The sequence below is a fragment of the Acuticoccus sp. genome, assembly GCF_965213555.1.
Lineage (GTDB): Bacteria > Pseudomonadota > Alphaproteobacteria > Rhizobiales > Amorphaceae > Acuticoccus.
The window spans coordinates 2,005,650-2,022,296 of the sequence record NZ_OZ243890.1; the positions used below are offsets into that span (position 1 = coordinate 2,005,650).

At 72.8% G+C, this 16,647-nt stretch carries 14 protein-coding genes and 1 pseudogene; 6 read left to right on the forward strand and 9 right to left on the reverse strand.

Annotated elements, in window-relative coordinates; genetic code table 11:
• The first annotated feature begins 1 nt into the window (after position 1).
• Together ACOOE8_RS09575 and ACOOE8_RS09580 are read left to right on the forward strand one after the other, a co-directional pair.
• On the forward strand, positions 2-1,645 hold the full coding sequence (locus ACOOE8_RS09575; RefSeq protein WP_420394580.1) for a thiamine pyrophosphate-binding protein: 1,644 nt from the start codon (positions 2-4) through the stop codon (positions 1,643-1,645).
• Between the two features lie 54 nt (positions 1,646-1,699).
• A complete protein-coding gene (locus tag ACOOE8_RS09580; protein ID WP_420394581.1) occupies positions 1,700-2,617 on the forward strand; it encodes a CehA/McbA family metallohydrolase in 918 nt (305 codons plus the stop codon).
• Positions 2,618-2,819: 202 nt separating this feature from the next.
• Here the strand turns inward: ACOOE8_RS09580 and ACOOE8_RS09585 are convergent, their stop codons facing one another.
• Complete coding sequence (locus ACOOE8_RS09585; protein ID WP_420391257.1) at positions 2,820-3,959, reverse strand: CaiB/BaiF CoA transferase family protein; 1,140 nt, start codon at positions 3,957-3,959, stop codon at positions 2,820-2,822.
• Between the two features lie 115 nt (positions 3,960-4,074).
• On the opposite strand from ACOOE8_RS09585, the gene ACOOE8_RS09590 reads away from it, so the two are divergent.
• Together ACOOE8_RS09590 and ACOOE8_RS09595 are read left to right on the forward strand one after the other, a co-directional pair.
• Positions 4,075-5,232: an acyl-CoA dehydrogenase family protein gene (locus ACOOE8_RS09590; protein WP_420391258.1), complete on the forward strand. Its 1,158-nt coding sequence runs from the start codon at positions 4,075-4,077 to the stop codon at positions 5,230-5,232.
• An 8-nt stretch (positions 5,233-5,240) separates the two neighbouring features.
• Positions 5,241-6,113 carry an FAS1-like dehydratase domain-containing protein gene (locus ACOOE8_RS09595; protein ID WP_420391259.1) on the forward strand — a complete coding sequence of 291 codons (873 nt, stop codon included), beginning with the start codon at positions 5,241-5,243 and terminating at the stop codon, positions 6,111-6,113.
• Here the strand turns inward: ACOOE8_RS09595 and ACOOE8_RS09600 are convergent.
• The 8 genes and pseudogenes from ACOOE8_RS09600 to ACOOE8_RS09635 form a co-directional block, all read right to left on the reverse strand.
• Positions 6,083-6,961, reverse strand: coding sequence for a transglutaminase family protein (locus tag ACOOE8_RS09600; protein ID WP_420391260.1), 879 nt, complete (start codon positions 6,959-6,961; stop codon positions 6,083-6,085). The genes ACOOE8_RS09595 and ACOOE8_RS09600 overlap by 31 nt on opposite strands.
• A 1-nt stretch (position 6,962) precedes the next feature.
• The gene (locus ACOOE8_RS09605; protein ID WP_420394675.1) at positions 6,963-9,335 is read right to left on the reverse strand and encodes a circularly permuted type 2 ATP-grasp protein; all 2,373 of its coding nucleotides are present in this window, start codon (positions 9,333-9,335) and stop codon (positions 6,963-6,965) included.
• 145 nt (positions 9,336-9,480) lie between these two features.
• Positions 9,481-10,806, reverse strand: a complete 1,326-nt coding sequence (locus ACOOE8_RS09610; RefSeq protein ID WP_420391261.1) for an NAD(P)/FAD-dependent oxidoreductase — start codon at positions 10,804-10,806, stop codon at positions 9,481-9,483.
• A 99-nt stretch (positions 10,807-10,905) separates the two neighbouring features.
• A complete protein-coding gene (locus ACOOE8_RS09615) occupies positions 10,906-12,042 on the reverse strand; it encodes a glycosyl hydrolase family 8 (RefSeq protein ID WP_420391262.1) in 1,137 nt (378 codons plus the stop codon).
• Positions 12,043-12,341: 299 nt separating this feature from the next.
• Entirely contained in the window at positions 12,342-12,563 is a 222-nt protein-coding gene (locus ACOOE8_RS09620; RefSeq protein WP_420391263.1) for an ATP-binding protein, read from the reverse strand.
• Between the two features lie 184 nt (positions 12,564-12,747).
• Positions 12,748-13,116: a HAMP domain-containing protein gene (locus ACOOE8_RS09625; protein ID WP_420391264.1), complete on the reverse strand. Its 369-nt coding sequence runs from the start codon at positions 13,114-13,116 to the stop codon at positions 12,748-12,750.
• Positions 13,117-13,121: 5 nt separating this feature from the next.
• Positions 13,122-13,676, reverse strand: coding sequence for a hypothetical protein (locus ACOOE8_RS09630; RefSeq protein WP_420391265.1), 555 nt, complete (start codon positions 13,674-13,676; stop codon positions 13,122-13,124).
• 7 nt (positions 13,677-13,683) lie between these two features.
• Positions 13,684-14,395 (reverse strand): annotated as a pseudogene (locus ACOOE8_RS09635) (response regulator).
• A 164-nt stretch (positions 14,396-14,559) separates the two neighbouring features.
• Here ACOOE8_RS09635 and ACOOE8_RS09640 point away from each other — a divergent pair.
• Together ACOOE8_RS09640 and ACOOE8_RS09645 are read left to right on the forward strand one after the other, a co-directional pair.
• Complete coding sequence (locus tag ACOOE8_RS09640) at positions 14,560-15,300, forward strand: EF-hand domain-containing protein (RefSeq protein WP_420391266.1); 741 nt, start codon at positions 14,560-14,562, stop codon at positions 15,298-15,300.
• Positions 15,301-15,738: 438 nt separating this feature from the next.
• Positions 15,739-16,518: an HpcH/HpaI aldolase family protein gene (locus ACOOE8_RS09645; protein WP_420391267.1), complete on the forward strand. Its 780-nt coding sequence runs from the start codon at positions 15,739-15,741 to the stop codon at positions 16,516-16,518.
• Positions 16,519-16,647 lie beyond the last annotated feature (129 nt).

Here is a 16,647-nt window from a genome sequence, read left to right on the forward strand (position 1 = left end):
CATGCGACACGGCGGACAGATCCTCGTCGACCAGCTCAAGGCGGAGGGCGTCGACCGCGTCTTCCACGTCCCCGGCGAGAGCTTCCTCGCCGCCCTCGACGGGCTCCATGCGTCGGGCGTCGACGTGGTCAACTGCCGCCAGGAGGGCGGCGCGACGATGATGGCGGAGGCGGACGGCAAGCTCACCGGCCGCCCCGGCATCGCCTTCGTCACCCGCGGGCCGGGCGCCACCAACGCCTCCTCCGGCGTCCACGTCGCGTTCCAGGACTCCACGCCCATGGTGCTGTTCGTCGGCCAAGTGGGCTCCGACATGATGGACCGCGAGGCCTTCCAGGAGGTCGACTACCGGCGCATGTACGCCCCCCTCGCCAAGTGGGTGGCGCAGATCGAGACGCCGGAGCGCATCCCCGAGTACGTCAGCCACGCCTTCCACACCGCGATGGGCGGCCGGCCGGGCCCCGTCGTCCTCGCGCTGCCCGAGACGATGCTGTCGTCCGAGGCGAGCGTCGCGACCGCGCCGCCGTCGAACCCCGCCGTCGCCGAGCCCTCTGACGGCTTGGTGCGCCGGGTGGTGGACATGTTGCGTGGCGCCGAGCGGCCGCTCGTGGCGGTCGGCGGACCGGGATGGTCGGACGAGACGGCGCGGACGCTCGCGGCGTTCGCCGCGGCATCGGACATCCCGGTCGCCTGCACGCTGCGCTGCCAGGACTACATCGACAACCGAGTTCCGCAGGCCGTCGGCGACATGGGCGTCGCGATCAGCCCGTCGCTCAAGAAGGTGGTGAGCGAGGCTGACGTCGTCCTCGTCGTCGGCGCCCGCCTCGGCGAGATGACGACCCAGGCCTACACGCTGTTCGAGGTGCCCGAGCCGGTCCAGACGCTGGTCCACGTCTACCCCGCCGGCGACGAGATCGGCCGGGTCTACCGTGCGGACCTGCCCATTGTGTCCGCCTCGGGCCCGTTCATCGCCGCGCTGGCGGCAGCCTGGCCCGGGGGGCCGACCCCATGGGGCGCGTGGACCCGCGCGGCACGTGAGGGCTACGAGGCTTGGGTGAGGCCGAAGGAGACGCCGGGCTCGGTCAAGCTGGAGGAGGTCGTCGCCCACCTGTCGCGGACGCTTCCCGAAGACGCCATCGTGACCAACGGGGCCGGCAACTACTGCGGCTGGGTGCACCGGTACTACCAGTACAAGTCCTGGCGCACGCAGCTCGCGCCGACGTCGGGCTCCATGGGGTACGGGCTGCCGGCGGCGATCGCCGCCAAGCTGCGCCACCCGGACCGCACGGTCGTCGCCTTCGCCGGTGACGGCTGCTTCCAGATGACGTGCCAGGAGTTCGGGACCGCCATGCAGACCGGCGCCGCGGTGGTGACGATCATCGCCGACAACGGCATGTACGGTACGATCCGCATGCACCAGGAGAGGCACTACCCGGGCCGTCCGTCCGGCACCCAGCTCAAGAACCCCGACTTCGCGCGCTGGGCCGAGGCCTACGGCGGTTTCGGCGCGACGGTGCGCGACGGGGCGACGTTCGCGGACGCCTTCGACGAGGCGGTGGCGTCGGGTCGCCCGGCGGTCCTCCACCTCCACACCGACCCCGATGCCCTCTCCACGGGGCTGCGCCTGTCGGCGATGGCGGCCGGCTGAGCGTCACGCGGCTGCAACCCGGCGGCGCTAGCTCCGGCGCAACGGAGGAGCGCGATGCCGAACGGTCTCGACGCGTTCGCGAAGGGCGGACGCTTTCACAAGGGCAACCTGCACACGCACTCGACGCGCTCGGACGGGGCGCGCGACCCGGCGGACGTGTGCGCGTTCTACCGCGACGCGGGCTACGACTTCCTGTGCCTGTCGGACCACTTCCTGTCGCGCTACGGCTGGCCGGTCACCGACACGCGGCCGCACCGCACCAACCGCTTCACGACGATCCTCGGCGCCGAGGTCCACGCCGGGCGCAACTCGCAAGGGGAGGTGTGGCACATCCTCGCCGTCGGGCTGCCCGACGACTTCGCCCCCACCGAGCGCGGCGAGACCGGCGAGGCGCTGGCCGCCCGCGCCAACGCCGGCGGCGCGTTCGTCGGGATCGCCCATCCCCAATGGTCGTCGCTGACGCTGGAGGACGGGCGCGCGATGGCGCCCCATGCCCACGCCGTAGAACTCTACAACACGTCCTCCGCGTTCGAGACCGCACGGGGCGACGGCGTCGCCTTCCACGACATGCTGCTGAACGACGGGCACACGCACCTGACCGGCTACGCGACCGACGACGCGCACTTCAAGATCGCCGACCACGGCCGCGCCTGGATCATGGTGAAGGCCGACACGAGCGAGGCGGACGTCCTGGTCGAGGCGATGCGGGAGGGCCTCAGCTACTCGTCCACGGGTCCCTCGCTCCACGCGGTGGCGCTCGACGGCGATGATCTGGTCGTCGAGGCGTCCGAGGTGGGCTTTATGGCAGCCGTCGGTCGCGGCAGCCGCGTGGCGACCGCCAACGCCGGCGCCTACGGGGCGAACTTCTCCGCAGCGCGGTTGTCGACGGCGCCGTTCCGCGGCGACTGGTGCCGCGTGGTCGCCGTGGCGCACGACGGCTCGACGGCGTGGACAAACCCGATCTTCCTTTGAGAGCGCGTGGGTCCCCGGTCCATCATGCCGCGAGGGTCGCCCGAGCGGCTGGACGCGTCAAACCGCTGCGCGGTTCCTCCACTGCGTTCCGGTCCTTCGGATGACCCGACCAGCCGCTCGGGCGATGGCGTGCGCATGACGGCTCCGGAGGAACGACCGGAGGCATGACAGGGTCCCGACTCTCCAAAGGAACATGGAGGGTTCAGGCGTTGGTCCTGGCGTATGCGGCTCGGATCGCCTCGGTGTGGCCGCCGAGCTCAGGGACCGGGCCGGGGCGGTGGGCGCGGCCGGCGACGGTGTAGCCGGGGGCGAGCATTCTCGCCGGGCCGGACGGGGTGTCGACCGTCACGAACCTGTTCTGCGGGTGGCTCGCGACGTCGTCCATGGTCGAGAGGCGACCGTAGGCGATGCCGGCCGCCTCGAGGCGCCGCGCCATGGTCGCGCGGTCCGCCGCGGCGAAGACGCTCGCGACGATCGCCTCCATGGCGGCGCGGTTCGCGACCCGCGCCGGGTTCGATGCGAAGCGCGGATCCGTCGCGATGTCGGGTCGGCCGAGGACCTCGGCGCACAGGCGCACCCACTCGCGCTCGTTCTGCACGGCGATGAGGATCGCGCCGTCGCGGCAGTCGAACGCGCCGTAGGGGGCGATGGAGGGGTGCGCGAGCCCGCTGCGGCGCGGCGTTCGGCCGCCGTAGACGTGCTGGAGGTAGGGCACGTTCATCCAGTCCGCGAGCGCATGGTAGAGCGAGACGGCGATGTGCCGACCCTCGCCGGTCCGCTCGCGGGCGTAGAGCGCCTGGAGGATCGCGCTGAGCGCCGTCATCCCGGCGGCGATGTCGCACACCGACACGCCGACGCGGCCCGGCCCCTCTGGCGCGCCGGTGATGGCGGCGAGCCCGCTTTCGGCCTGCACGAGGAGGTCGTAGGCCTTGAGGTGGGCGAGCGGCCCATCCTCCCCGTAGCCCGAGATGGAGCACGTGATGAGCCGCGGGTGGCGCTCGCGCAGATCGGCCGGTGCTAGGCCAAGGCGGGCCATGGCGCCGGGCAACAGGTTCTCGATGAGGACGTCCGCGTCGGCGACGAGGGCCTCCAGCACGGCGCGGTCGTCCGCCGCCTTGAGATCGAGGCAGACGGACTCCTTGCCCCGGTTCAGCCAGACGAAGTACGCGCTCGCGCCGTTCACCGCGGTGTCGTAGCCCCGCGCGAAGTCGCCCTCGGGTCGCTCGACCTTCACGACCCGCGCCCCCGCCTCGGCGAGCCGGCTCGACGCATAGGGCGCCGCCACCGCCTGCTCGACCGCGACGACGAGGAGGCCCGAGAGGTCGTCGATGGGCTGGGTCATGCGGCGCTTCCCGTTGGCGCGGCACAGTCGCATGGGGCCGAGCGGGGCGGCAACCGCGGTTCTCGCGCCGGTCCGGCGCGTGCTAGGCATGGCATCCACGAGCCGAGGGAGACCCATGGGACGACACGAAGCCTGGCCCGAGATCCGCGATGAGGTGGCGCGCCTGTGCGCCGAGTTCCCGGGCGAGTACTGGCGCGAGCTCGACCGCGAGATGGCCTACCCGGACAAGTTCGTCGGCGCGCTGGGCGAGGCGGGCTACCTCGCCGCGCTGATCCCCGAGGAGTACGGCGGCTCGGGGCTGCCGCTGTCGGCCGCCTGCGCGATCCTCGAGGAGGTGCAGCGCCAGGGCGGCAACGGCGGCGCGTGCCACGCGCAGATGTACATCATGGGCGCGCTGCTGCGGCACGGCTCGGAGGCACAGAAGCAGGCGTACCTGCCGAAGATCGCGTCCGGCGAGCTGCGCCTCCAGGCGTTCGGCGTCACCGAGCCGACCAGCGGCACGGACACCACGTCGCTGAAGACGACGGCGCGGCGCGACGGCGACCACTACGTGGTCAACGGCCAGAAGATCTGGACCTCGCGGGCGCAGTACAGCGACCTCATGCTGCTCCTTGCGCGCACCACCCCGCGGGAGGAGGCCGCGAAGCGCACCGACGGCCTGTCCATCTTCCTCCTCGACATGCGCGAGGCGCTGAACGACGGGCTGACCATCCGCCCCATCCGCACGATGATGAACCACGCCACCACGGAGATCTTCTTCGACAACGTGAAGGTGCCGGCGGAGAACCTCATCGGCGAGGAGGGCCGCGGCTTCCGCTACATCCTGTCCGGCATGAACGCGGAGCGCATCCTGATCGCCGCTGAGTGCATCGGCGACGCCAAGTGGTTCATCGACAGGGCGAGCGCCTACGCCAAGGAGCGCGTGGTGTTCGGCGCGCCCATCGGCAAGAACCAGGGCATCCAATTTCCCATCGCCAAGGCCTACGCGCACATGCGCGCGGCCGAGCTGATGGTGGCGCGCGCGGCCGAGCTGTTCGAGGCGGACGAGCCGTGCGGCGAGGAGGCGAACATGGCCAAGATGCTCGCCGCCGACGCCTCCTGGGAGGCCGCCGAGGCCTGCGTGCAGACCCACGGCGGCTTCGGCTTCGCGGAGGAGTACGACGTGGAGCGCAAGTTCCGAGAAACGCGGCTCTACCAGGTGGCGCCGATCTCGACCAACCTCATCCTGTCCTACCTCGCCGAGCACACGCTCGGCCTGCCTCGATCCTACTGAGGGACATCATGGGCGAGCCGATGGACCTCGAGCACCTCAAGTCGTGGGTCGGCCGGACCGACGAGGCGCACGACGTCCTCTCCGTGCGCCTTGCGGACGGGTTCGCGGCGATGCTCGACCGGGAGGAGACGTTCGCCGACGGCGATGAGGCGCCGCTGTGCCTGCACTGGTGCCTCGCACCAGCCACCGTGCCGAACGGGGCGACCGGGCCGGACGGGCACCCCGCACGCGGCGGCTTCCTGCCGCCGGTTCCGCTGCCGCGACGCATGTGGGCCGGCGGCGAGATCGCGTTCCACGCGCCGCTGCGCGTCGGGGACGTGGTGACGCGGCGGTCCACCATCGAGGACGTCGCAGCCAAGGAGGGCCGCTCCGGCCGGCTTGTGTTCGTCACCGTGCGCCATGCTTACAAGACCGACCGCGGCACGGCGCTCACGGACCGGCAGGACATCGTCTACCGCGATGCGGCGCCGCCGGACGCGCGGCAGCCGCAGGGTCCTGAGCCGTCACACGGGGCCGACGAGGTCCGCGAGGTGGATGCGACGCCGCTCCTCCTGTTCCGCTACTCGGCGCTGACGTTCAACGGCCACCGCATCCACTACGACCGGGACTACGTGACGAAAGAGGAGGGCTACCCGGGCCTCGTCGTGCATGGCCCCTTGCAGGCGACGCTCCTCGTCCAGCTCGCCGCGCTAGCGCTCGATGGGACGCCGGCGACGTTCGCCTACCGCGGAGTCGCGCCGCTGATCGACGGCGCGACGTTCACCGTCAACGCCGCGCGGACCGGGGACGGGGTCGTCCTGTGGACCGCGGGGGCGGACGGGCGGGTGCGCATGAGCGGTGAGGCGAGCCGTCAGCCGACTGGGACAACGTCCACCTCCTGACGGCTTGTGTGCGATCCCGACGTGCGCATGACGCCGCGCACCGGCGCGACGTCCGCGTAGTCTCGTCCGCGGGCGATGACGATGTGGTCGGCGGAGGCGAAGACCGCGTTCGTCGGGTCGTAGTCCACCCAGCCGGTGCCCGGGCCGCACCAGGCGGTCACCCACGCGTGCATGGCGTCCGCGCCCTCCAAGCGCGGCCGCCCGGGCGGAGGGTTTGTTCGCAGGCAGCCCGACACGTAGCCGGCCGGGATGCCGAGCCCGCGCAGCGCCGCGATCATGATGTGCGCGAAGTCCTGGCACACGCCGTGGCGCGCGTCGAACGCCTCCAGCGTCGGCGTCTCGACGGTGGTCGCGCCCGGATCGTAGCGCCAATCCCGATGGACGGCCGCGCCGACGGTCTCGACGGCCTCCACCGCGCTCAAGGCGCCGGACGTCACCGACCGCGCGTACTCGGTGATCGCGGCCGACGGGACGACGCGGCGCGAGGACCCCGCGAAGTGGTGCGGCGAGCGGGCGCCGAGGCTGCGCATCGTCCGCAGCGCCAACGCCAGCGCGGAGGGCGGCGGCGACACGTCGAGCCGCGGCCCGCGCTCTGGGCGATCGATCCGGCACAGCGCCGCGAACGACAGCGTCCGGTGGGGCGTGCGGAAGGCGACTTCAACGGCGCCGTTGCCGAAGAAGTCCGTCCGGTCGATCCGCTCGTCCGGTGGCGGACTGACCTCGAGGTGTCCGGCGACGAGGCGCTGCTCGCCGGCCACGTCCGCGGGCAAGAGGCGCACGACGTTGCGCGTGGCCGAGGCGGCCGTATCGAAGTCGTAGGTCACACGGATGGCGACGTCGTAGAGCATCTCAGCGCAGGTACGCCGCGGTGAGGTGGTCGGAGATTGCGGCGAGGTCGTCCGACAGCGCAGCGAGCGCCTGGCCGTCGAGCGAGTCCGGCGTCGCGAGCGCGACCCTCGTCCGCGTACCCGTCACCGCGCGCTGCAGCGGCGTCAGCGGGCGGTGCGGTTCGGCGCCCGGCAACGTTGCCACATGGACCTCGACCTCGTCCATCTGGTGGACGATGGATCGCGGGTTGAGCGGGTCGAGCGCCAAGAGGTCGACCACGGTCGCCCGGCTCGTCCCCGTCGCGTAGCGCCGCCGATGGCTCATCGCGCTGTCGGTGACCTCGAGCGCGAGCTCCAGCGCCCCCGCAGGGGCCCGCGGATCGGCGAAGGCGGCAAGGGTGCCGGCGAGCGACATCGCCCGCTCCAGCGCGCGGCCGATGGACAGGAAGCGCCAGCCCGTGAAGCGGTACATGTTGTCGTGGACGAGGCCGGAGAAGCCCGACAGCTTGCGCAGCACGACGCCCATGCCGCGCCCCGTGTCGTCACCCGGCCGCAGGCGCGGCGCGAGGCGCTCGACGGTCGTGGCGAGGTCGTCGAGGGCCGCCCACCCGTCGACGGAGAAGCGGTCGCGGATGTTGCCCGCGGCGGACGTCGCGGCCGCGAAGGTCGCGCTGACCGCCTCCGGCCAGCCGGCCCCTGGGTCGACGCCCTTGGCGGCCAGCACGCGCGCCGACCAGGCGAGGAGCGCGTCGTCCGGCGAGGCCGCATCCGCGAGGCGCAGGTGATGGGCTCGCAGCAGGCGCACCTTGTGCTCCGCTCGCTCGACGTAGCGCCCCAGCCAGAACAGGTTGTCCGCGGCACGGCTCGGCAGCGGCATGTGCTCCTGCCGCGCTGGCGGACCCGTCGGCGAGAGGAGCATGGTTTCCGCCGCCACCGGGCGGTCCGAGACGACCCACACGTCCGCCGCCACGCCTCCCTCCATCGCGGCGAGGACGGTGCCGTCGTCGGACGAGGCCACGCGGGCGAGGCCGCCGGGCATCACCGTCCAGCCGTCCCCGAAGCGCGCGAGGAACACCCTGAGGACGACCGGACGCGGCACCATCCGGCGACCCGCCATGAGCGGCGTCGTCGACGGAAGGAACCGCTCCTGGGCGACGAGGTCCGCTCCGTCCCGTGCAAGGCGCTCGGCGAGCGCGGATGGGGACGGCTCGTCCGCCGCCTCGCCCGCGAGCGACGGGCGCGTCGCGGCGGCATCGACGATCGCGAGGCGCCCGGCTCGTGCGACGACCTCGCGACGGGTCGCCGCCTCGCCGCACCAGAGGGCGTCGACGTTGGGCACGGCGAGGGGGGCGCCGGTGAGCGCCGACGCGATGCGGGGAAGGAAGGCGTACACGGCCCGCGTCTCGAGCACGCCGGTGCCGAGCGCGTTGACGAGCGTGACGCCGCCGCCGCGGGAAGCCTCGACGAGGCCCGGCGTCCCGTGCGCCGACGCCTCGTCGAGCTCGAGGGGGTCCGTTGCCGCGTCGGCCAGCCTCCGCCACAGGACGCTCGCCGGGCGCAGGCCCGCCACGGTGCGCACCATCACCCGGCCGGTACGCACGGTGAGGTCCTCGCCGGACAGGGCGAGGAAGCCGAGGTAGCGCGCGATGGCGGCCTGCTCGAAGTCCGCGCCGCCGGACGGAGCGGGGCCGAGGATGCCGACGCGGCCGGAACCCGGCTCCTGGAGCGCCACCAGCGCATCGCGGAACACGCGGAAGAAGCCCGCCAACCGGTGCACGTTGGCCCGCGCGAACAGGTCCGCGTGGGCTCGGGTGGTCGCGATGCGGTTCTCCAGCGCGAGGCCGGCGCCGGCCGGAGCGTCGGTGCGGTCGGCGAGGACGCGCCAGCCCCCGTCCGAAGCCCGGCCGACGTCGAACGCGAGGAAGTGCAGCCAATGGCCACCGCGCGGACGCGCGCCGACGAGCGGACGCAGCCAACGGGGGTTGCTCGCGACCACCTGCGCCGGAAGGTGGCCTTCGGCGATGAGCCTCCGCTCGCCATAAAGGTCGACCGCCAAGCGCTCGAGGACCTCGGCCCGTGCGACGAGGCCGTCGGCGAGTTGCTGCCACCGCGCCTCGTCGACGACGATGGGGACGAGGGACAGCGGCCAGTCGCGCTCGCCGACGCGGGGTTTGTCGTGCGGCCGACCGTGCACCCCCGCGTCCCGCAGGTACTGCTCCGCGCGGGACCTGCGGACGGCGAACTCCGCATCATCCATCCCGGCAATCGCATCGACGAGGGGTCTCCAGACCGAGCGGATCGCCCCTTCGGCGAGGAGCTCGTCGGCGCCTCCGCTCGGGCGATAGTGTTCGAGGAGTTGCGCGGCGGCGTCAGCGTGCGACGGGCCGGGGGACATGACCACTCAGCGTCGTCCCAGGCGGACGACGCGGCGCCTCAAGGGCACGACCCGCGAGGCGCGGCGCCCTGGTAAGGTCTGGCGCGGCTGGGTTGCGTCGTGGGCAGACCGTGGCGAGGGACCCCTCCAGGGTGGACCGTGGCGTTCACAGGCCGGGGAAGCGCTGGAGTGGCGTGCCGTCGCTGAAGCGCGAGAGGCGGAACGCGGCGGGCTCGACCACCGGGGGCGCGCCCAGCGCGAGGTCGGCGGCGAGGCGGCCGGCGCCCGGACCCATACCGAACCCGTGACCGGAGAACCCCGTGGCGACGACGAGGCCTGGCCGTCCATGCACCGTCGAGATGACAGGGACGGCGTCCGGCGTGACGTCGATGGCACCCGCCCAACGCTGCTCAACCGTGGCATCCTTGAACGCGGGGTAGGCCTTGGCGAGGCGGGCGAGCGCGCCATCCACGGTGGGTCGGTGCGGCGCTGGGTCGAGGACGCGCGTCGCCTCGAACGCGGACGCCTCGTTCGCGCCCCGACGCCGCTCCGCGCGCCACTCCGTCAGAAAGCGGCGGGACAGTCGCGGCCGCCAGGCGCCGCTCTCGGCCCGCAGCATCGGCCAGAACAGGGGCAGGAAGCGCAGGCTGTCCGGCGTTAGCTCGTGGATGTTGGCACCGAACGTCGCCACCGTGTAGCCGCCGTCCTCGCGCGGGCGGACCGCGAAGCCAGGACCGCGGACGGCCGTGCGCGGGCCGTCGGCCACCGATCCGGTGCGCAGGACCGAGCCGATCACCTTGAGCTGCGGCAACGTCACGCCGGCGCCGCGCAGGAGGAGGCGCGACCATGCACCGCCGGCGACGACGACGCGATCGCACGCGATCCGGCCACGTTCGGTCACGACGCCGCTGACACGCCCACCGTCGACCTCGAGGCCGCGGACCGCGCAGCCGGTCAGGACCGTCGCGCCGCGCGCCCGTGCCGCCCGTGCGACCGCGGGGGCGGCGCGCTGGGGCTCGGCCCGGCCGTCGGCGTGGGCGAGGAGCCCGCCTTCATGGGGCAGGGCGTAGCCATGATCGCGCACCGCGCCTTCATCGACGAGCCCGATGCGGTGCTGCGTGCCCTCGATGTGCGTCAGCCACGTTTCGGCGCGGCGGCGCGCCGCCGGGTCGGCGAACGGCGCGAGAAGGCCGCTCTGGCGGTAGCCGACGTCCGTTCCGGTGCGCTCCGCCATGCCCTCCCACAGGCGGATGGACGCGGCCATAAGGTCGATCTCGCGCGGGTCGCGGCCTGAAAGGCGGACCCATCCCCAGTTGCGGCCGGACTGCTCGCCACCGACGATGCCCTTCTCGCAAAGCACCACGGATGCGCCGCGCTCGGCGAGTTCCAGGGCGGTGCAGCAACCGACGATCCCCCCGCCGACGACGACGACGTCGGCACTCGCCGGCGCGGTACGGTCGCCGTCGACCGGCTCGATGTCGGGTCCTGGCATGCGTGTGCGTTGCTCCCCGCCTCGCCCGGTGCGAGCGTCCACAAGACATCGGAGGACGTGCAAGGATCAAGCCGCTTTACACATCACTTCCACGTCGTTCTAGCGGGCGAGGGCGACGTTCGCGCCGGGCAGGCAGTGCGGGTGGTACGCGCGCGCAGCCGACAGGGCGAGCAGGTGGAGCGAGGAGGCGAAGTAGGTCCCCGCGGTAAACCGCTCGACCGACCGCGGGAGCGGCACCCCGCGGCTCGCGCATGCCGCGACCGCGGCGATGGCTCGGTAGCCGGGCTCGTTCATGTCCATCAGCACGCGGTCGGTGGCGAGGTCGTAGTCCTTCGGCACGCGGTTGCCGCGCACGTTCCACGCCGCGTCGAAGGGCGCGAAGTATCGCGGGGGCACGCGGCCGCCCATCGCCATGTAGAGCGGGATGCGCACGGCGTCGTAGCTCGACTTCGCGGCGAACCCCTCGGCGGGCGCGAGGTAGCGGTCCGCGCGCAGGGTGATCCAGTCCGGCGGGAGGCGGTCCCGGCCGGCGAGGGACGCCTCGGTGAGCTGCAGGCCGCTCTGCCACGCCTCGAGCCAGGGATGGTCGTCGTCCACCGCGCCGAACAGCAGGAACGCGCCGTACACGTAGTAGCTGAGGTTGACCACCGGCCCGTCGGCATGGTGCTCGGGCTCGAAGCCGTAGGCCGCAGGGCGTACCCTGACGAGGCCGTCGCGTCGCTCGAGCAGCCGGTCGCCGATGGCGTCGATCATCGGCTCGGCGATGGCGACGTAGCGCGGCTCGTTCCACTTCACCGCGCCGAGCACCATCGCGTAGGCGAACAGGATGTCCCCGTCGCTCGCGTTGTTGACGTCCAGGATGCGCGGGAAGGTGCGCGGATCGTACAGCCAGCTGATGAGCCCGTCGGAGCGGCTGCGCATGTGGCGCAACGTGAAGCGGGCGATCCTGTCGAACGAGGCGTGGTCGTCGGCACGCACGGCGAGGAGCATCCCGTAGGCCTGACCCTCCGAGTGCGAGACGCGGTTCTTCTCCACGTCGACGACGCGGCCGGAGCGGTCGAGGAAGCGCTCGCGCCAGGCCTGCCACTCCGCTGGGGTGATGGTGGTCTCGACCGCGGCGGTGGGAGCGACGCGACGTGCCTCGAGCGCGCCCGCGCCGTCGGCGCCGACGATGACCATCAGGGCGGCGGATGCGACGGCGGCGATCCATGGACGTCGGTTCGTACGCGCACTCATCTAACGCAACCCCTAGTACCAAGACTGGGGTGAAACGCGCGTCGCGTGCATTCGAGCCGGCAGCCGTGGGTCCGGTTGCGTACTTCCACGTATGCCGCGAACGGGCGTAAAGGCGTGCCCGGACGCGGCGGCTGCTGTCACACGCGCTGTGCGGTTGAAGGCGGGCGCCGGGGTGGGGGGCGGATGGCGCGAGGCTCAGCTCGTCACTGGCGTTCGACGGACAGCGTCGATCGGAAGGGTGCCTTGCCCGCGTGCGGCACCGTCATGGTCGCCGGCCGACCATCGGACCTCGCCACCCATCAGGAGCGACGGCGCCGCAACCTCACCGTCGCGACGAGGCCGCCACCCGTTCGGTTCGCCAGCGTGACGTCGCCACCGTGCGCGCGGATCAGCGTTCGCGCGATGCTGAGGCCGAGGCCAGCTCCCCCGGTGTCGGCGCTGCGCGACGCCTCGATCCTGACGAACGGCTCGAACACGTCCTCAAGGTGTTCGCCGGCGATGCCCGGTCCGGGGTCCTCCACGGTGACGACGGAGTCGCCGGCCCGCGCCTCGAGCCGTGCCGTGCCGTGCCGCCCCCGGCGTAACGCTGCGCGTTCTGCACGAGGTTGCCGAACGCGCGACGCAGCGCCATGGGACGCCCCGTCACGTCGTGCCGCCGGGGCCCCTCGTAGCGCACCGTGCCCGCGCCGTCCGACACGAGGCTCCTCAGCATTGCGCCAAGGTCGACCGTCCCGGACGCCTCGTCCTGTGCCGCGCTGCGGCCGTAGGCGAGGAGCCCGTCGGCCATCGCGCGCAGTCGCCGAGCGTTGCAACCATGGCATCGCGCTCGGCGGGATCGTCGATCATCTCCGCACGGATGCGCAGCGACATGATGGGGGTGCGCAGGTCGTGGCCGACGGCGGCGACGGTCCGTGCCCGCTCAGCGTCGAAGCGTGGGATGCACGACTGCATGGCGTTGAACGCCTCGGCCGGGCGGCGGACCTCGCCCGGTCCGCCCACCCGCACGGTGGCGCGGCGATCACCGTAGCCAGCGCGTTCGGCGGCGTCGGCGAGGGCTCGGATCGGCCGCGTCATCCGGCTTATGAAGAGGATGCCCACGGCAAGGACCGAGACGAGGGACAGGCGAGCGTCGTCACCACCGTGCGCCCGATCACCGGCCCCGTCCCCGTGCGACGAGGGATGCGCGCGTTCAACCAAGTCCCGTCGGTCAGGGCGAGCGACACGAGGAGGGTGTGACGGTGACCCCGGCCGCCGTCCTGCCGACGCACCCACGCGGTGCCGGCACGCACCTCCCTCACAAGCTCGGTCCGCGCCGCTGCCGCTTGCACGGCGCGAGCGACGCGCCGGGCCCGACGGCTCCGTGGCACCGGGGCGACCGGCCGGGCAGTCAGCTGCAGACGCAGGGCGGGCGAGGAGGCTGCCTCGGCGAGGGAGGCGCGAAGGTCCGCCGGCACGGCCTCGAGCGCCGCTGCGAGGGAGGCGAGCCGCTCGACCTCGGCGCCGCGCCTCGCCTCCTCCACGACGCGCTCGCGCTCGGCGGACAGGACGATGAGGGTGATCTCGTTCGCGCTCACGAGGGCCGCCACGAGGAGGAGCGCGAACTGCCCGGTGACCGTGCGTGGCCGCAGCCTCACGGTGCGCTCACGCAGGCTCGACGTCGGCGGCGAGGCGGTAGCCGCCGCCCCACTCGGTGAGGATGACCGACGGCCGCCGCGCGTCGTCCTCGATCTTGCGGCGCAGGCGGCTGACCTGGTTGTCGATCACCCGGTCGTACGGCTTGGCCCCGCGACCCTTCGTGAGGTCGAGGAGCTGGTCGCGCGACAGGACCTGCCGCGGCCGGTCGAGGAACGCGGTGAGCAGGCGGTTCTCGGCGCTCGTCAGCGGCATTTCGGTGCCGGCGCGCGACAGGGTGCCCGCATCACCGTCGCGGACGAAGCCTGCGAAGGTGCGCCGCCCGGACGGGGGCGCCGGCCGAACCGGCGGAACGCGACGCAGGATGGCGCGGATGCGGGCGAGCAGCTCGCGCGGGTTGAACGGCTTCACGACGTAGTCGTCCGCGCCGAGCTCGAGGCCGACGATGCGGTCCGCGTCGTCGGCCATCGCAGTGAGGAGGATGACCGGTGGGCCGCCTCGCGCGGTGAGGAAGCGGCACATCGACAGCCCATCCTCGCCCGGCATCATGACGTCGAGGACGACGAGGTCGATGGCGCCGTTGGCGAGCGCCGCGCGCGCCGCCGCGGCGGTCGCCGATGACGTCACGCGGTGGCCGTGCCTCCTGAGGTATGTGGCGAGCGGCTCGCGGATCTCGCGCGTCGTCGACGACCAGGAGGTGCGGCTCGAAGGGGTCGGTCATGGCGCGGGTGTAGCGCAGCGCGGACGGCACGGCGCAATCGTTTGTCGCAAACGGTCGTAGCGGCGCTGGCTGCGACGGCCGACGACACTTGCCACGCGCGTCGACACACACCGCGGCCGGGCAACGCCTAGGTGGCGGGCGTCCAACCAGGAACGGGACGCTTCATGCGAAAGCTCACCCTCATCATCCTCCTCGCCGGCGCCGCGGCCGGCGGGGCCTACGGCGCCAAGGCGCTGTCCCACCCGCCGCACCACGGCTTCGGCGCCGGCCCGTTCGCCGCGCTCGCCGACGGCGACTGGCGCGACGAGCGACGCTCCAGGCGTGGCAGCGGCGAGGATCGCGCGCTCCTGCGCACCCTCGTGCAGGCGGCCGACGCGGACGGCGACGGAGCGCTGACCCAGCCCGAGGTCAACGCCTTCGTCCGCGCCCAAGCGACGTCCGGCGACGCGGACGGCGACGGCCGCATCACCTTCGCCGAGTTCGGCACACTCTGGGTCGACGTCATGGGCGAGCAGGTGCGGGCGCGCTTCGGGGCACTCGACATCGATGGGGACGGGGCGATCTCGCGCCTCGAGCTCAACCGCCGGTTCGGCACCATCGTCGCACAGCATGATCGCGACTGGGACGGCCGGATCGAGTTCCGCCGCCACCGCGGTGCCCGACGCTCCGATCGCCGCCACCACGACGACCGCGCTGGCGGAGGGGCGATGCGTCCTACCGGGGCGTGCCGACGGCGCTGCCGGATGGCGCGATCTTCGCCGAGCCGGCGGCCGGCGCGCAGACGCCGCCGGACGGTGCGCCCGCCGGTGAGGCCACGCGCTAGAGCGGTTTGGGGTTGGGTGGAACCAGCCAACCCCAAGAAGACCGCTCTCAATCACGAGCGAGAGCATCGCATCCAGGGCTGAAAGGACCCAGGATGCGCTAGACCGGGTCGGCCGGGGCGGCGTTCGATCACCCCGATCCGCGCCGCCCGCGGGAGCGCCGTGGCCCGCGCCAAGACCGCCGCTGGTCCAGCGCGGCAGCCGCGGTCGACGCTGTCGCCGCACCGCGAGCCTGTCCGCGCACCCCGTCGCGGTGGACCGCCGACCGCCATCCGTCAGGTGCTCTCGCGGCATCCGACGACGGGCGCGCCAACGTCGCACGGTCCAAGGTCGCACAAGGCAGGCGATCTGCCGGTGAGGGCGCAGCGACCGAGCCGGTCACGCCGGACGCGTTGACGCGGGCCGCGCGACGCGTGCAACTGAGCCGCTGATCGCAACAGACCAGGCCGCGAAGGGCACGAGGATGACAACAAGACAGGTGCGTGGCGCCACCCCGACGCGTCGGGCGAGCGGGGCGCGGCCGTGATCAAGAACAAGCTCAAGGAGCGCTGGGCCGAGGGCCACGCCACCATCAACGGGTGGCTGTCCATCGCGAGCACGTTCTCCGCCGAGATCATGGCCGCACAGGGCTACGACAGCCTCACCGTGGACCTGCAGCACGGCGGGCTCGACTACGGCGACGCGCTGCCGATGTTCCAGGCGATGCGCGCGTCCGGGGTCGTCCCCCTCGCTCGCGTGCCGTGGAACGAGCCCGGCATCATCATGAAGATGCTCGACGCGGGCGCCTACGGCATCATCTGCCCCATGGTGAACACGCGTGCGGAGGCCGAGGCGCTGGTCTCGGCCATGCGCTACCCGCCGAAGGGGACACGCTCGTTCGGACCGACCCGCGTCAGCTTCGCCGCCGGGGCGGACTATGCGAGCGGCGCGAACGACGAGCTCCTGGCGTTCGCGATGATCGAGACCGGCGAGGCCTTCGAGAACGTCGAGGAGATCGCCGCGACTCCAGGGCTCGACGCGCTCTACATCGGCCCGGCGGACCTCACCCTTGGCGTCACGAACGGGCGACTGCCCCCGGGCTTCGACCGCCAGGAGGAGGAGATGGTGGAGGCCATCAAGCGCATCCTCGCCGCGGCGAAGTCGGCCGGCATCCGCGCCGTGCTCCACTGCGGCAGCGCGCAGTACGCGGCGAACGCCGTGGGCTGGGGCTTCGACATGGTCACGGTGTCGAACGACACGCGTCTCCTCGCGACGTCCGCTGCCGCCAGCGTGTCAGAGTGGCGCTCCCTCGTCGCGACATAGGGGCGCGCGCCTGAACCGGCGTCGGGCCGAGATGGCCTGCCGCCGACGGGCTCCCGCGTCGCGCTGCAGGCCGCTGCACTGGTCGACGGCGAGGCGTCCTAGATCGCGCAGAACATTCCGGAGACTGCC

Coding starts and splice junctions, on each gene's coding strand:
- ACOOE8_RS09575 (WP_420394580.1), top strand. CDS start 2: ATGCGACACGGCGGACAGATCCTCGTCGACCAGCTCAAGGCGGAGGGC.
- ACOOE8_RS09580 (WP_420394581.1), top strand. CDS start 1,700: ATGCCGAACGGTCTCGACGCGTTCGCGAAGGGCGGACGCTTTCACAAG.
- ACOOE8_RS09585 (WP_420391257.1), bottom strand. CDS start 3,959: ATGACCCAGCCCATCGACGACCTCTCGGGCCTCCTCGTCGTCGCGGTC.
- ACOOE8_RS09590 (WP_420391258.1), top strand. CDS start 4,075: ATGGGACGACACGAAGCCTGGCCCGAGATCCGCGATGAGGTGGCGCGC.
- ACOOE8_RS09595 (WP_420391259.1), top strand. CDS start 5,241: ATGGGCGAGCCGATGGACCTCGAGCACCTCAAGTCGTGGGTCGGCCGG.
- ACOOE8_RS09600 (WP_420391260.1), bottom strand. CDS start 6,961: ATGCTCTACGACGTCGCCATCCGTGTGACCTACGACTTCGATACGGCC.
- ACOOE8_RS09605 (WP_420394675.1), bottom strand. CDS start 9,335: ATGTCCCCCGGCCCGTCGCACGCTGACGCCGCCGCGCAACTCCTCGAA.
- ACOOE8_RS09610 (WP_420391261.1), bottom strand. CDS start 10,806: ATGCCAGGACCCGACATCGAGCCGGTCGACGGCGACCGTACCGCGCCG.
- ACOOE8_RS09615 (WP_420391262.1), bottom strand. CDS start 12,042: ATGAGTGCGCGTACGAACCGACGTCCATGGATCGCCGCCGTCGCATCC.
- ACOOE8_RS09625 (WP_420391264.1), bottom strand. CDS start 13,116: ATGACGCGGCCGATCCGAGCCCTCGCCGACGCCGCCGAACGCGCTGGC.
- ACOOE8_RS09640 (WP_420391266.1), top strand. CDS start 14,560: ATGCGAAAGCTCACCCTCATCATCCTCCTCGCCGGCGCCGCGGCCGGC.